Below are 14,086 nucleotides of genomic sequence, written 5' to 3'. Positions count from 1 at the left end.
CGCGGTGCACAAGATCGCGCGCCGCGTCGGCCTTGACGATATCAAGGCTGGCGCGGCGCGTTTTTCATGCGCGGGTCAGCGCATGTTCAGGAGCGTCTGGTCGACGGTCTGCTGGGTCTTGATCGTCTGCGCATTGGCCTGGTAGTCGCGCTGCGCCTTGATCAGGTTCACGAGCTCGGACGTCAGGTCGACGTTCGAGTTTTCCAGCGCGCTCCCCTGCAGCGTGCCGTGGTTCGTGCTGCCCGGCGCGGAGATCTGCGGCACACCCGACGCGGCGGTTTCCACATACTGATTGCCGCCGATGTTCTCGAGCCCATTCGGGTTGTTGAAGTTCGCGAGCGCGATCAGGCCGAGCACCGCGCTCTGGCCATTCGAGTAATTGCCCGTGAGCTTGCCGTCGGCGCCGATCGAGAACGTCGTCAGCGTGCCGCTCGCGAAGCCGTCCTGTGCGAGATTGTTCACGCCGCTTTTTCCGCCGAACTGCGTCGTGCCGCTCAGGTCGAGCGTCAGGTTTTGCGGATTGGCGCCGCCCGACGCGTTGGGGATCGAGAACGCGAACTGGCCGAGGCTAGGCGTCGGCTGGCCGGTTGCGGCCGACGTCGTCGAGCTGATCCGGCCGGACGCGTCGAACGTGACGGTGCCGAGATTCGTCGGCGTCTGGCCTTGCACGCCCGCGTAGGCCTGCCAGGCGCCGGCCGCGTTCTTCGTGAAATACATCGACACCTGTTGCGCGCCGCCGAGCGTGTCGTACACCTGAATTGACGAATTGTAGTTGTACGTGGTGTTGTCGCCCGCATTGAACGGCGTCTTGGCCGGCACCTTGTCCTGCGAGTTCAGGTTGAACTGGCCGGTGATCTTCGTCGTCGCCTGTGGCGAGATGTTGTTGGTCGGCGCCTGCAGCGGCACGGTCGCCGCGGTGTTGATGACGCCGCCCGGGCCTGCCGCATAGCCCATCAGGTTGCGGTTTTGCGCGTCGACGATGGCGCCGCTCTTGTCGCGGTGGAATACGCCGTCACGCGAGTACGTCGTCACGCCGTTGTTCGACATCTGGAAGAAGCCGTTACCGTTGATCGCGATGTCGAGCGACGACTTCGTCGTGTTGATCGTCCCCTGGCCGAATTGCTGCTGCACCGATGCGAGCCGCGTGCCGATGCCGATCTGCGTGTTGGTCGACGTCGCGACCGAATTCGCGTACATGTCGGCGAAGTTCGCGCGACCCTGCTTGAAGCCAACCGTGTTTGCGTTCGCGATGTTGTTGCCGATCACGTCGAGATGGTTCGCCGCGCCGGCCAACCCGCTCAAACCCTGTTGATAGCCCATGTTCGATCCCCGTAACGAGCTGGTGAGTGAATGCAGTCGTGCGACTGCGCGATGCCTCCCTGGCACCTCTCGGCGTCAGCCCGGCCGTCCGCGTTCCCGCGTTTCCGGCGGGTGCGAGCGCGATGGTCGAACTGCGCCGATTCTTGTTTGAAGACGATCCTAGCGACGGCAATTATTTGATCTGTGTAATTTTGTGTAATGTAATTGAATTGCTGTCGAAATGATCGTTTTCGTATGAGTAATGAAGTGGAGATGAGGCTGGAGAGCCTTGTGGGGCGGGGGTTTTGCGGCGGAAATATTCAATTAGACGATAAGAAAGGGGAATTGGCCTCTTATCGATCAATTGAAATTTATTTTAATGGGATGGTGGTTGGCTTGATTTATTTTGATTGGCGCTTGTTGTTCCATTAACGGCAGGCGGCGCGAATTATTGAGCAAACGCACCGGATTCCCCGGCCGTACCTCTGCGTCGGGCCACGGGTTGTGCGAACCGCACCGTTGAGCGAGCAAAGGCTGCGACATGCGTTCGGGATGCGATGCGGCCGGACGGTTTTTTTCATCAGTGAGAGACGTGCTTCCGATCGATCGAAGGCGCAGGCTGCAGCGTGTGTGCCCACGCGCCAACGCGCCCGATCTCGGGACGCCCCGACGCGCACACTCGATCGATTGCACCCATCGGCGATGAATTCGGCCCGAACCCGATCGCGTGAAGTAAACTACGCGGTTACGACGCACAGACCCGCCGAAAGCGTCGCGTTCCACGCGACGCTTTTGCATTTCTGCGGCAACTTTATTGACGCTTTCAACCGCGAAACCGAGCCGCGCCCGCGCGCGGCGATAGAGCCAACGATGTCCCGAATTTCCTTGTTTCCGCGTCAGTCCCGTTTGTCGCGCGCCGTGCGTGGCGCGCTGGCGATCCTGGCGCTCGGCGCAACCGCATCGGCCTGGGCCGCCGGCGCCGGCGAACTGCCGGCGTCCGCTGCCGGCGGCGCAGTGCCGCTTACCGTGACGGTCCAGCCGGGCCAGTCGTTGAACGACATTGCAAAAGCGGCCACGCAGTCGCGCGATCCAGGCGTGCTCGCGCGCGCCGGCCGCGCACTGTTCGACGCCAATCCGCAGGCGTTCATGAAGCACGACGCGAGCCGCCTGAAGGTCGGCGCGACGCTGACCGTGCCGGCGCTCGACGCGACAGGCGCGGCACTCGTGCCGGCAGGTGCATCCGCAGCGTCCGGTGCGGCGGCAGCGTCCGCGCCCGCCGCCGCATCGGGCGGCACGGCAGTCGCGCAGCATGGCGCGTCCGCACCGCATCCGGGGTCGACCGTGCAAACCTCGCCGGTGGCGCCAGCCGTGCATGCGGCTCCGGTCAGCGGTGCGAGCGCAGCGACGGCTGCTGGCGCGGCGGCATCGGTTGGTGCTTCGGCTGCACACGGCGCATCGGCTGTCGAAAGCATTCAGCCGGCAGCGCCCGTTGCCGGTGCAAGCGGGCCGCATGTATGGAGCGGCGCGATCCAGCCGGCGCCATCGTCCGCGAGCGGTGCCGCAATCCCGCCTGCGCCGGGCAGCCAGGTTTCCGGCATGAACGAACCGGCCGGCGCGGCGCCTGTCACAGCCGCGTCGCAGCCGCGGCCGTCGAGCCTGCAGCAACTGCTGGCGCTGAAGAACCGGGTGCTGATGGAGTTGCAGAAGCACGGTATCGGCAAGCCGGCCACGACGAACGGCGTTACGCCGGCTCCGGCCCCGGCCCCGGCACCTGCCGCACCGCGTCCGGCCGCAAGCGATGCGGGTGCGTCCGCTGCCGCGCCGACCACAGGCGAAGCGGCGTCAGGCGTGGCTGCCAGCGCAGTGCAGCCGGCATCGGTATCGACGCCCGCGCAACCGGCCGCGCCGATCGCGGCACCGGCACGCAGTCACGAGCAGATGGACTGGCGTCCGGCCGCGGTGGCCGGTGCGGCCGTCATCGTCCTCGCGGCAGGTTTCGCGTGGCGCAAGCGCCGGAAAGGCCGGCGCACGGAAGAGTCGGGTACCGGTGCGACGGCTGCACCGGCCGCAGCAGGCGGTGCCGCGGTTGCGGCGGCTGAAGCCGCGCCGTCCGTCGAACCGGAGCTGCCGATCCGGCCCGAGATGCCGGTCGCACGCGATGCAGCGTCCGACTTGAGCCTTGCCGCGGCGACTGCCGCAGCGGCGGAGACGGTCGAGACGCCGGATACGGATGTATCGCCGGCGCCGGAAGAAGCGGCGCCCCATGGCGAGCAGCCCGAATTGCCGACCGCGCACGCTGCGGAGCCGCCCGCGAGCGAGGCGGCTCCGGTTCCGAACGTTGCCGAGCCGGAAGAGCAGGCCGCTGCCGCAAAACCGGCGGAAAAGCCTGCCGAGACACCGGCCGCACCCGCGGCCGCCGAAGCGCAGCACGAGGTGCTGATGCAGAACGCGATCAGCGCGCTCAACAGCCTCGACATGCCGTTGCCGCCGCGCATGCCGGACGAGCTGTCGCTGGCGGCGGACGAGCCGGCTGCGCAAGCAGGGCAGTCTGACATCGGCAAAATCGCAACTAACGGTCAAGCCGCGCAGCACCTGCGGGTTGACTCGATCGATCCGGCCCCGGAACATCCGGCCGACCAGGACGACGAGTTCGATTGGGATCCGGACGCAGCGACGCCTGCGAGCCAAGCGGGCGGCCCGATTGCGACGTCGCCGCTGCCGCCGCTCGGTGGCGCGCACTTCGGCGCGCTGAAGCTCGATTTCGATCTCGACCTGCCGTCCGCGCCGGGCGCTGCGTTGCCGGCCCTGACGCCGGACGAGCTTGCCCGCATCGCGCGGAACAAGCTCGACCTTGCGTCCGAGTACGTCGAGCTGGGCGACCTGTCCGGTGCGCGGACGCTGCTGCAGGAAGTGGTCGACGCGAACGACATTGCGACGCGCGACGATGCGCGTGCGCTGCTCGCGAAACTGGCGGACGAGGCGTGATGCGGATCGCGCTCGGCATTCAGTACGACGGCGCGGCGTTCTGCGGCTGGCAGGCGCAGCCGCACGGCAAGACCGTGCAGGATCGGCTCGAGCATGCACTGGCCGAGTTCGCGCGCGTGCCGCTGCATACGACGGTGGCCGGGCGGACCGACACGGGCGTGCACGGGCTCGGGCAGGTCGTGCACTTCGATACCGATCTCGATCGCGAGGTTTTCTCGTGGGTGCGCGGCACCAACGCGTTCCTGCCGCCGACCGTGGCGGTGCAATGGGCGAAGCCGATGCCGGACACGTTCCATGCGCGTTTCTCGGCGTTCGAACGCACCTATTACTACGCGCTCTACGTGCATCCCGTGCGCTCGCCGATGCTCGCGGGGCGTGCGGGGTGGATTCATACGCCGCTCGACGACGACGCGATGCGCGCCGCCGCCGCGTACCTGATCGGCGAGCACGATTTCTCGTCGTTCCGGTCGTCGGAATGCCAGTCGAAGACGCCGGTCAAACACCTGTACCAGATCGACGTGCGGCGCGTGGGCCACTTCGTTCATTTCCGGTTCCGCGCCAACGCGTTCCTGCACCATATGGTGCGCAACCTGATGGGCTGCCTCGTCGCGGTCGGCCGCGGCCGCTATCCGGCCGACTGGCTCGCCGACGTGCTGGCCGGGCGCGACCGCAATCTCGCGGCGCCCACATTCATGGCCGACGGGTTGTATCTCGCCCACGTCGGCTACCCGGCGGAATTCGCCGTCCCGCCCGCGCAGCTCGGCAGCGTGCCGTGGAGCAGCGTCTGGGCCGATCTGGACCCGCAATCATGACGGATCACGCCGTGTCTCCCTCGACTTCCACCGCGGCCGGCCTGCCGCCGCGCACCCGCATCAAGCTGTGCGGGCTGTCGCGCCCCGAGGACGTGCTGCACGCGGCCGCGCTCGGCGCCGATGCGATCGGCCTCGTGTTCTACCCGAAGAGCCCGCGTGCGGTGTCGATCGCGCAGGCGGCCGAGCTGGCGCGCCTCGCGCCGCCGTTCGTGTCGGTGGTCGGGTTGTTTGTGAACGCGACCGAGGCCGAGATCGAGGCCGTCGTGCGCGACGTGCCGCTCACGCTGCTGCAGTTCCATGGCGACGAGACGCCCGAGCAGTGCGATGCGCTCGGCCGCGCGGCGCGCCTGCCGTGGCTGCGCGCGGTGCGCGTGGGCCCCTCGACGCAATCGGCCGATTTGGTAGAATCGGGTCTTCGTTATTCGAAAGCGCGCGGCCTCCTGTTCGACACCCTGGTGCCGGATTACGGTGGTAGCGGCAAGGTCTTCGATTGGTCTCTTATTCCCGCAGAGCTCGCGCATCGGGCCGTTTTGAGTGGTGGCTTGAGCGCGCAAAACGTCGGTGATGCGATTCGCCAGTTGCGCCCGTTTGCTGTCGATGTCTCGAGTGGCATCGAAGTGGAGGGCGCGAAGGGCGTGAAGGATCACGCCCGGATGGCGGCGTTCGTACGCGCGGTGCGCGAAGCGGACGCCGGGTGATGCAAGCCGGTGCGGCTCCGAAAGCGGGGCGCACCGACCGATCGAGAGAGACACCATGTACAACCTTCCTGATGATCGTGGCCACTTCGGCCCATATGGCGGCACGTTCGTCGCCGAGACGCTGATTCATGCGCTGGACGAACTGCGCGCGGCGTATGAAAAATTCCAGAACGATCCCGATTTCGTCGCCGAATTCGAGCGCGAGCTGAAGCATTTCGTCGGCCGCCCGTCGCCGATCTATCACGCGCAGCGCTGGAGCGAGACGCTCGGCGGTGCGCAGATCTACCTGAAGCGCGAAGACCTGAACCACACGGGCGCGCACAAGATCAACAACGTGATCGGCCAGGCGCTGCTCGCGAAGCGCATGGGCAAGAAGCGCGTGATCGCCGAGACGGGCGCCGGCCAGCACGGCGTCGCGACCGCGACGATCTGCGCCCGCTTCGGGATGGAGTGCGTCGTCTACATGGGTTCGGAAGACGTGCGCCGCCAGGCCGCGAACGTCTACCGGATGAAGCTGCTCGGCGCGACCGTCGTGCCGGTCGAATCGGGTTCGCGCACGCTGAAGGACGCGCTGAACGAAGCGATGCGCGACTGGGTCACGAACATCGAGAACACGTTCTACATCATCGGCACGGTCGCGGGCCCGCACCCGTACCCGATGATGGTGCGCGACTTCCAGCGCGTGATCGGCGACGAGTGCAAGGTGCAGATGCCCGAACTCGCAGGCCGGCAGCCTGACGCGGTGATCGCCTGCGTGGGCGGCGGTTCGAACGCGATGGGTATCTTCTATCCGTACATCGACGACACGTCGGTGCAGCTGATCGGTGTCGAAGCCGCCGGCGACGGCATCGACACGGGGCATCACGCGGCGTCGCTGATCGCCGGCAGCCCGGGCGTGCTGCACGGCAATCGCACATACCTGCTGCAGGACGACAACGGCCAGATCATCGAGACGCATTCGGTGTCGGCGGGCCTCGACTATCCGGGCGTCGGCCCCGAGCACGCGTGGCTGAAGGACAGCGGCCGTGCGCAGTACGTCGGCATCACCGACGAGGAAGCGCTGAAGGCGTTCCACGACTGCTGCCGGATCGAGGGGATCATTCCCGCGCTCGAGTCGAGCCACGCGATCGCATATGGCGTGAAGCTCGCGCCGACGTTGCCGAAGGACAAGATCCTGCTCGTCAACCTGTCGGGCCGTGGCGACAAGGACATGCACACGGTCGCCGAGCGATCGGGCATCGAGCTCTGACCCCGACCGATGCGTGACCTGATCGAAGAACCGGGCGGCGGCGCCGCGAGCGAGGCGGGGGCGGTTCAGCCCGCCGCTGCCGTGCCGCGCGCGCTGCCGTCCGGTATCGAATTGCATAACCGCGATTTCCTGACCCATGCCGCGCATCTGCCGGACGCGTCGATCGACCTGATCGTCGCCGATCCGCCGTACGGGCTCGGCAAGGACTACGGCAACGACTCGGACAAGCGTTCGGGCGACGACTTCCTCGCGTGGACGCGCGAGTGGCTCGAGCTCGCTATTCCGAAGCTGAAGCCGAGCGGGTCGATGTACATCTTCTGCACGTGGCAGTACGCGCCGGAAATCTTCAGTTTCCTGAAGACGCAGCTCACGATGGTCAACGAGATCATCTGGGACCGGCGCGTGCCGAGCATGGGCGGCACGACGCGCCGGTTCACGTCGGTGCACGACAACATCGGCTTTTTCGCGGTGTCCAAGGCGTATTACTTCGATCTCGATCCGGTCCGCATCCCGTACGACGCCGACACGAAGAAGGCCCGCTCGCGCAAGCTGTTCGAAGGCAGCAAGTGGCTGGAGATGGGCTACAACCCGAAGGACGTCTGGTCGGTCTCGCGCCTGCACCGGCAGCACGCGGAGCGCGTCGATCATCCGACCCAGAAGCCGCTGGAAATCATCGAGCGGATGGTGCTCGCAAGCTGCCCGCCGGGCGGCCGCGTGCTCGATCCGTTCATGGGCAGCGGCACGACCGCGGTGGCCTGCGCAAGGCAGGGGCGCGACTTCGTCGGCTACGAGATCAACGAAAGCTATTGTGCGATCGCGCACGAGCGTGTGAACGCGCTCGCTGCGCCGGCGTGCGCGTGAATCGCGCCGCCGCATCGCCGAACGCAACGCATCCAGGAAAATTGCCATGTCCCGTATTCAGCAGACCTTCGCCGCGCTCGCCGAACAAGGCCGTAAGGGCCTGATCCCGTTCATCACGGCCGGCGACCCCGATCCGGCCAAAACCGTCGAATTCATGCACGCGCTCGCCGAAGGCGGCGCGGACGTGATCGAACTCGGCGTGCCGTTCTCGGACCCGATGGCCGACGGCCCCGTGATCCAGCGCTCGTCGGAACGCGCACTCGCGCGCGGCGTCACGCTCAAGAGCGTGCTCGCCGACGTGAAGCGCTTTCGCGAAACCGACCCCAAAACCCCGGTCGTGCTGATGGGCTATGCGAACCCGATCGAGCGGATGGGCGTCGACGCGTTCGCGGCCGAAGCACAGGCGGCCGGGGTCGACGGCGTGCTCGTCGTCGACTATCCGCCGGAAGAGGCGGGCGTGTTCGCCGAGAAAATGCGTGCCGTGCAGATCGATCCGATCTTCCTGCTCGCGCCCACGTCGACCGACGAACGCATCGCCGACGTCGGCAAGATCGCGAGCGGCTACGTGTATTACGTGTCGCTCAAGGGCGTGACCGGTGCGGGAAATCTGGATGTTTCGAGCATTGCGGGTAAAATCCCGGCCATCAAGTCGCGCGTGCCGGTTCCGGTAGGTGTCGGCTTCGGCATCCGCGACGCCGAAACGGCGCGCGCGGTGGCCGAAGTGTCGGACGCCGTCGTGATCGGTAGCCGCCTCGTGCAGCTGCTCGAAAGCGCCGCGCCGGAAGGCGCCGCCGCCGCGCTGAAGACTTTCATCGCCGAGTTGCGCGCCGCCCTGGACGGCGCGGGCAAGACGGCGCGATAAACACAACACAGGAAGCGGGAACGGGTCATGCGGCCCGCCCCGCTACGGAACAGGAAACCATACGATGAGCTGGCTCGACAAACTGTTGCCGCCGAAGATCAAGCAGACCGACCCGAAAAGCCGCAAGGGCATTCCGGAAGGCCTGTGGGTCAAGTGCCCGTCCTGCGAGGCCGTGCTGTACCGCAACGACGTGGACGCGAACCTGCACGTGTGCCCGAAGTGCGATCACCACATGCGCATCGGTGCGCGTGAGCGCCTCGACGGGCTGCTCGATCCGGAAGGCCGCTATGAAATCGGCCAGGAAATCGTGCCGGTCGATTCGCTGAAGTTCAAGGACAGCCGCAAGTACCCCGATCGTCTGAAGGAAGCGATGGACGACACGGGCGAAACCGACGCGATGGTCGTGATGGGCGGTGCGATCCACACGCTGCCGGTGGTCGCGGCCTGCTTCGAGTTCTCGTTCATGGGCGGCTCGATGGGCTCGGTGGTCGGCGAGCGCTTCGCACGCGGCGCGCAGAACGCGCTGGAACAGCAGGTGCCGTTCATCTGCTTTACCGCTTCGGGCGGTGCGCGGATGCAGGAAAGCCTGCTGTCGCTGATGCAGATGGCGAAAACCACCGCGATGCTGACCAAGCTGGCCGAAGCGAAGCTGCCGTTCATCTCGGTGCTGACCGACCCGACGATGGGCGGCGTGTCGGCGAGCTTTGCCTTCCTCGGCGACGTCGTGATCGCCGAACCGAAGGCGCTGATCGGCTTCGCCGGCCCGCGCGTGATCGAGCAGACGGTCCGCGAGAAGCTGCCGGAAGGCTTCCAGCGCGCCGAATTCCTGCTGAAGACGGGCGCGATCGACATGATCGTCGACCGCCGCAAGATGCGCGACGAGATCGCGCAGTTGCTCGCGCTGCTGCAGCGACAGCCGGCTGACGCGCTGGCTTGACCGGCGAGAGGTTGTGAACACTGCGCGTCGCCTGGCTTCAGCGCCAGGCGGCGCGCTTCGTTTTTTTGCGTAGTGGCGGTCCCGATCCAGATTTGAACCGATGAGCACTTTTCCCACTCTCGACGCGTGGCTTTCGCATCTCGAGCGCGCGCACCCGGTCGGCATCGACATGGGCCTGACCCGCATTGGGCAGGTCAAGGCGGCGCTGCAGCTCGAATTCGCGTGTCCCGTCATCACCGTCGGCGGCACGAACGGCAAGGGCTCGACCTGCGCGTTCCTCGAGACGATCCTCGTGCGCGCGGGCTACAAGGTCGGTTGCCACACGTCGCCGCACCTGCTCGAATTCAACGAGCGCGCGCGCGTGAACGGGCAGAACGTCACCGATGACGAACTGCTGCCGCACTTCGAGGCCGTCGAAGCGGCGCGCACGTCGTTGCCCGAGCCCGTGTCGCTCACGTACTTCGAATTCACGACGCTCGCGATCCTGCACCTGTTCGCATCGCGCGGGCTCGACGCCGTGATCCTCGAAGTCGGCCTCGGCGGCCGGCTCGACGCGGTCAATATCATCGATACCGATTGCGCGATCGTCACGAGCATCGACATCGACCACACCGAATATCTCGGCGACACGCGCGAGAAGATCGCCTTCGAGAAGGCCGGGATCTTCCGTGCCGGCAAGCCGGCGATCTGCGGCGATCCGGCCGCGCCGCAAACGCTGATCGACCACGCCGAAGCGATCGGCGCCGACCTGTGGCTGGTCGGCCGCGATTTCCGCTACGAGGCGCAGGCAGGCGCGGAGCGCCAGCAGTGGAGCTACCTCGGTCGCGAGAAGCGCTACCCGGCGCTTGCGTATCCGGCGCTGCGCGGGGCGAATCAGCTGATCAATGCATCGGCCGCGCTCGCCGCGCTCGAAGCGCTGCGCCCGGTGCTGCCGGTGTCGGCGCAGGACATCCGGCTCGGCCTCGCGAACGTCGAACTGCCGGGGCGCTTCCAGGTGCTGCCCGGCAAGCCGGCGATCGTGCTGGACGTCGCGCACAACCCGCATGCGGCGGCCGTGCTCGAGCAGAACCTCGGCAACATGGGTTTCTTCCCGTACACGTATGCGGTGTTCGGCGCGATGCACGACAAGGACATCGACGGCGTGCTGCAGCACCTGAAGGGCGAGATCGACCACTGGTGCGTAACCGACCTGCCGCTGCCGCGCGCGGCGTCCGCGGAGCAGCTCGAAACCGCGCTGCGCAAGGCCGGCGTGGAGGAGGGGCCCGATTCGAGCGTCACGCGTTACACGTCGCCCGCCGAAGCGTTTCGCGATGCACTAAAAAGAGCATCCGAAAATGATAGAATCGTGGTTTTCGGCAGTTTCCATACGGTTGCCGGCGTGCTGGCCTACCGTAAATCGCAGCAACACTGACTGACGGGCAGTTTCGGACTCAGCCATTCATGGGAATTTTCTCGTTCGGCAAAAAAGACGACGACGCGCCCCCGCGGCGCGGCGGTCGCACCGGGGCCTCCCGGAATGTGCGCACGGAGCGCACCGAACGCGTCGAGCGCCGCTCGCGCCGCACCGAGCGTCCGGAATCGGACGCACTGCTCCTCGATCCGACCCTTCCAGAAAAGCAACGCGCGCGCCGTCGCCTCGTCGGCGCGATCGCGCTCGTCGTCGCGGCCGTGATCGTGCTGCCGATGGTGCTCGATTCGCACCCGAAGCCGGTCACGGACGACATCGCCATCGACATCCCGAATCGTCCCGCTCACCAGGCGGTCGCGTCGCGCGACGATGATGCGTCCGACGTACAGGCGGGCGTCGCGCACGACGAACCGCCGGCATCCGATGTGGCCGTTGCGGCTGCGCCGACGGATGCCGACAAGCCGGCCGCGAAACCCGATATCACGACCACGGCGAGCGTGACGCCGCCGAAGCCTGCGCCGAAACCGGCTGCCCCCGCGGCGAAGCCGGCTGCGCCGAAGCCTGCACCCGCGCCCGCAGCCGTCGCGAATACCGACGCCGCCAGCCCGGACAGCAGCGACGCTTCGTCGCCGTCGTCGCCGGCCGGCGCGCGTTTCGCGGTGCAGCTCGGTTCGTTCAAGGACGACGCGACGGCCCGTTCGTGGGCCACCAAATTGAAATCGGCGGGTGTGCCCGCATATGTCGAGCATCGCAAGCAGGCGGACGGCAGCACGGCTACACTGTTGCGTGCGGGCCCGTTCGCGGATCGCGCGGCGGCTTCCGCCGCGATCGCGAAGGTGCGCGAAGCCGGTCTGACGCAGTAACGCACGATGTTGACGGCTTTCGACTACGCTGTATTGGCGGTGATCGTGTTGTCGGCGCTACGCGGTGCGTGGCGCGGCTTCGTGTCCGAGATTTTCGGGCTGATCGGCTGGATCGCGGCGATCGTGATCGCCGGTCGCTATGTCGGGCTGGTCGTGCCGTACATTCCGGCGAACTGGCCGGGCGGCGCGCTGACGCAGTGGGTGATCGCCTTCGCGTTGCTCGTGATCGGCGTGGTGCTGGTCGCCGGCGTCGCGAACGCGCTGCTGTCGCGGATCGCGCAGGCGAGTGGCCTGGGCGGCGTCGACCGCTCGCTGGGCATGATGTTCGGGCTCGTCCGCGGCTGCGTGCTGGTGGTACTGCTGGTCGCGGCGGCCGGGCTGACCGAACTGCCCAAACAGGATTTCTGGCGCAATGCGCTATTGCGTCCTTTCGCCGAACAGGGCGTGCACGAGCTGAAGCAGCTCCTGCCCGACGGCATGGCCCAGTACGTACGCGTGTGACGACGCGGCCGGGCAGGACGGAACCGATTTTGTCATTCTGAAGGACATGCCATGTGCGGCATCGTAGGCGTTATCTCCCAATCCCCCGTCAATCAGCTGATCTATGACAGCCTGCTGCTGCTGCAGCATCGCGGTCAGGACGCAGCGGGCATCGCGACGGCGGACGGCAGCAATTTCCACATGTACAAGGCGAACGGCATGGTGCGCGACGTGTTCCGCACGCGCAACATGCGCAGCCTGCCCGGCACCTACGGCATCGGCCAGGTGCGCTACCCGACGGCCGGTTCGGCGTCGAGCGAAGCCGAGGCACAGCCGTTCTACGTGAATGCGCCGTTCGGGATCATCCTCGCGCACAACGGCAACCTGACGAACTGGCAGCAGTTGAAGGACGAGATGTTCCGGATCGATCGCCGGCACATCAACACCAATTCCGACAGCGAAGTGCTGCTCAACGTGTTCGCGCACGAGCTGCAACTGTCGACCACGGGCCTCGAGCTCGATCCCGCCTCGGTGTTCAAGGCCGTCTCGGGCGTACATCGCCGCCTGCAGGGCTCGTACGCGATCGTGTCGCTGATCGCCGGCTACGGCCTGCTCGCGTTCCGCGATCCGTTCGGCATCCGCCCGCTCTGCATCGGCAAGCTCGAGACCGAGCACGGCACCGAGTGGATGGTCGCGTCGGAGTCGGTCGCGGTCGAAGGCATCGGCTTCGAATTCGTGCGCGACGTGCAGCCGGGCGAGGCGATCTTCATCGACCCGGCCGGCAACTTCCACAGCCAGCAGTGCGCCGAGCAGCCGACGCTGAATCCGTGCATGTTCGAATACGTGTACCTCGCGCGCCCGGATTCGTGCCTCGACGGCGTGCCGGTCTACAACGTGCGCCTGCGCATGGGCGATTATCTCGCCGAGAAGATCAAGCGCGAGCTGCCGAATGTGCCGATCGACGTCGTGATGCCGATTCCCGATTCGTCGCGCCCGGCTGCGATGCAGGTCGCCGCGAAGCTCGGCGTCGAGTACCGCGAAGGCTTCTTCAAGAACCGCTACGTCGGCCGTACCTTCATCATGCCGGGCCAGGCCGTGCGCAAGAAGTCGGTGCGCCAGAAGCTGAATGCGATGAGCATCGAGTTCAAGGACAAGCACGTGCTGATCGTCGACGATTCGATCGTGCGCGGCACGACCTCGCATGAAATCGTGCAGATGGCGCGCGATGCGGGCGCGAAGTCGGTGATCTTCGCGTCGGCGGCGCCGCCCGTGAAGTTCCCGAACGTGTACGGCATCGACATGCCGACGCGCGGCGAGCTGGTCGCCCATGGCCGTACCGACGAAGACGTCGCGAAGATCATCGGCGCCGACCACCTGATCTACCAGGACGTCGACGACCTGCGCCGCGCGGTGCGCGACATCAACCCGAAGCTCGAAGGCTTCGAGGCGTCGTGCTTCGACGGCAACTACATCACCGGCGACGTGACGCCCGAGTATCTCGATGCGATCGAGCGCGCGCGCCTCACGCCGGCATCGCAGGCCGATCGCGATACGGCCGGCGACACCCAACGCTCGCAGATGAACCTGCAGCTGTCGGTCGAGTGACACCGGCGCACGCTTTTGACGAAGCGT

14 protein-coding genes are annotated in these 14,086 nt (G+C 66.6%); 13 read left to right on the top strand and 1 reads right to left on the bottom strand.

Features of this window, described 5'->3' with window-relative positions:
• Window positions 1-75: 75 nt before the first annotated feature.
• Window positions 76-1,320: a flagellar hook protein FlgE gene (flgE, locus tag ACPTTC_RS28215; RefSeq protein WP_423394829.1), complete on the bottom strand. Its 1,245-nt coding sequence runs from the start codon at window positions 1,318-1,320 to the stop codon at window positions 76-78.
• Window positions 1,321-1,346: 26 nt separating this feature from the next.
• Here flgE and ACPTTC_RS28210 point away from each other — a divergent pair, with 26 nt between their 5' ends.
• The 13 genes from ACPTTC_RS28210 to purF all read left to right on the top strand — a co-directional run bounded on the left by ACPTTC_RS28210 (window position 1,347) and on the right by purF (window position 14,059).
• Window positions 1,347-1,544, top strand: a complete 198-nt coding sequence (locus ACPTTC_RS28210; RefSeq protein WP_423394828.1) for a hypothetical protein — start codon at window positions 1,347-1,349, stop codon at window positions 1,542-1,544.
• Window positions 1,545-1,554: 10 nt separating this feature from the next.
• Window positions 1,555-1,731: a hypothetical protein gene (locus tag ACPTTC_RS28205; protein ID WP_423394827.1), complete on the top strand. Its 177-nt coding sequence runs from the start codon at window positions 1,555-1,557 to the stop codon at window positions 1,729-1,731.
• Between the two features lie 438 nt (window positions 1,732-2,169).
• The gene (locus ACPTTC_RS28200; RefSeq protein ID WP_423394826.1) at window positions 2,170-4,284 is read left to right on the top strand and encodes a FimV/HubP family polar landmark protein; all 2,115 of its coding nucleotides are present in this window, start codon (window positions 2,170-2,172) and stop codon (window positions 4,282-4,284) included.
• On the top strand, window positions 4,284-5,096 hold the full coding sequence (gene truA, locus ACPTTC_RS28195) for a tRNA pseudouridine(38-40) synthase TruA (RefSeq protein ID WP_423394825.1): 813 nt from the start codon (window positions 4,284-4,286) through the stop codon (window positions 5,094-5,096). Before ACPTTC_RS28200 ends, truA begins: the two co-directional genes overlap by 1 nt.
• Window positions 5,093-5,794 (top strand): phosphoribosylanthranilate isomerase, encoded by a 702-nt coding sequence (locus tag ACPTTC_RS28190; RefSeq protein ID WP_423395728.1) that lies wholly within the window; start codon window positions 5,093-5,095, stop codon window positions 5,792-5,794. The genes truA and ACPTTC_RS28190 overlap by 4 nt, the downstream gene beginning before the upstream one ends.
• Before the next feature lie 55 nt (window positions 5,795-5,849).
• A complete protein-coding gene (gene trpB, locus ACPTTC_RS28185) occupies window positions 5,850-7,043 on the top strand; it encodes a tryptophan synthase subunit beta (RefSeq protein ID WP_046549894.1) in 1,194 nt (397 codons plus the stop codon).
• 9 nt (window positions 7,044-7,052) lie between these two features.
• Entirely contained in the window at window positions 7,053-7,904 is an 852-nt protein-coding gene (locus ACPTTC_RS28180; RefSeq protein ID WP_011355718.1) for a DNA-methyltransferase, read from the top strand.
• Window positions 7,905-7,950: 46 nt separating this feature from the next.
• Window positions 7,951-8,766 carry a tryptophan synthase subunit alpha gene (gene trpA, locus ACPTTC_RS28175; protein WP_423394824.1) on the top strand — a complete coding sequence of 272 codons (816 nt, stop codon included), beginning with the start codon at window positions 7,951-7,953 and terminating at the stop codon, window positions 8,764-8,766.
• A 64-nt stretch (window positions 8,767-8,830) separates the two neighbouring features.
• Window positions 8,831-9,703, top strand: coding sequence for an acetyl-CoA carboxylase, carboxyltransferase subunit beta (gene accD, locus ACPTTC_RS28170; RefSeq protein ID WP_175967873.1), 873 nt, complete (start codon window positions 8,831-8,833; stop codon window positions 9,701-9,703).
• A 100-nt stretch (window positions 9,704-9,803) separates the two neighbouring features.
• The gene (folC, locus tag ACPTTC_RS28165; protein WP_423394823.1) at window positions 9,804-11,114 is read left to right on the top strand and encodes a bifunctional tetrahydrofolate synthase/dihydrofolate synthase; all 1,311 of its coding nucleotides are present in this window, start codon (window positions 9,804-9,806) and stop codon (window positions 11,112-11,114) included.
• Window positions 11,115-11,143: 29 nt separating this feature from the next.
• Window positions 11,144-11,974 carry an SPOR domain-containing protein gene (locus ACPTTC_RS28160; protein WP_423394822.1) on the top strand — a complete coding sequence of 277 codons (831 nt, stop codon included), beginning with the start codon at window positions 11,144-11,146 and terminating at the stop codon, window positions 11,972-11,974.
• Between the two features lie 6 nt (window positions 11,975-11,980).
• Entirely contained in the window at window positions 11,981-12,475 is a 495-nt protein-coding gene (locus ACPTTC_RS28155) for a CvpA family protein (RefSeq protein ID WP_027782633.1), read from the top strand.
• Between the two features lie 51 nt (window positions 12,476-12,526).
• The gene (gene purF, locus ACPTTC_RS28150; protein WP_175955180.1) at window positions 12,527-14,059 is read left to right on the top strand and encodes an amidophosphoribosyltransferase; all 1,533 of its coding nucleotides are present in this window, start codon (window positions 12,527-12,529) and stop codon (window positions 14,057-14,059) included.
• Window positions 14,060-14,086 lie beyond the last annotated feature (27 nt).

The sequence above is a fragment of the Burkholderia mycopellens genome (assembly GCF_964265025.1).
In the GTDB taxonomy this organism is placed as follows: Bacteria; Pseudomonadota; Gammaproteobacteria; order Burkholderiales; family Burkholderiaceae; genus Burkholderia.
Note: the sequence above shows the minus strand (reverse complement) of the source record. Positions and strands in the feature narration are given on the sequence as shown.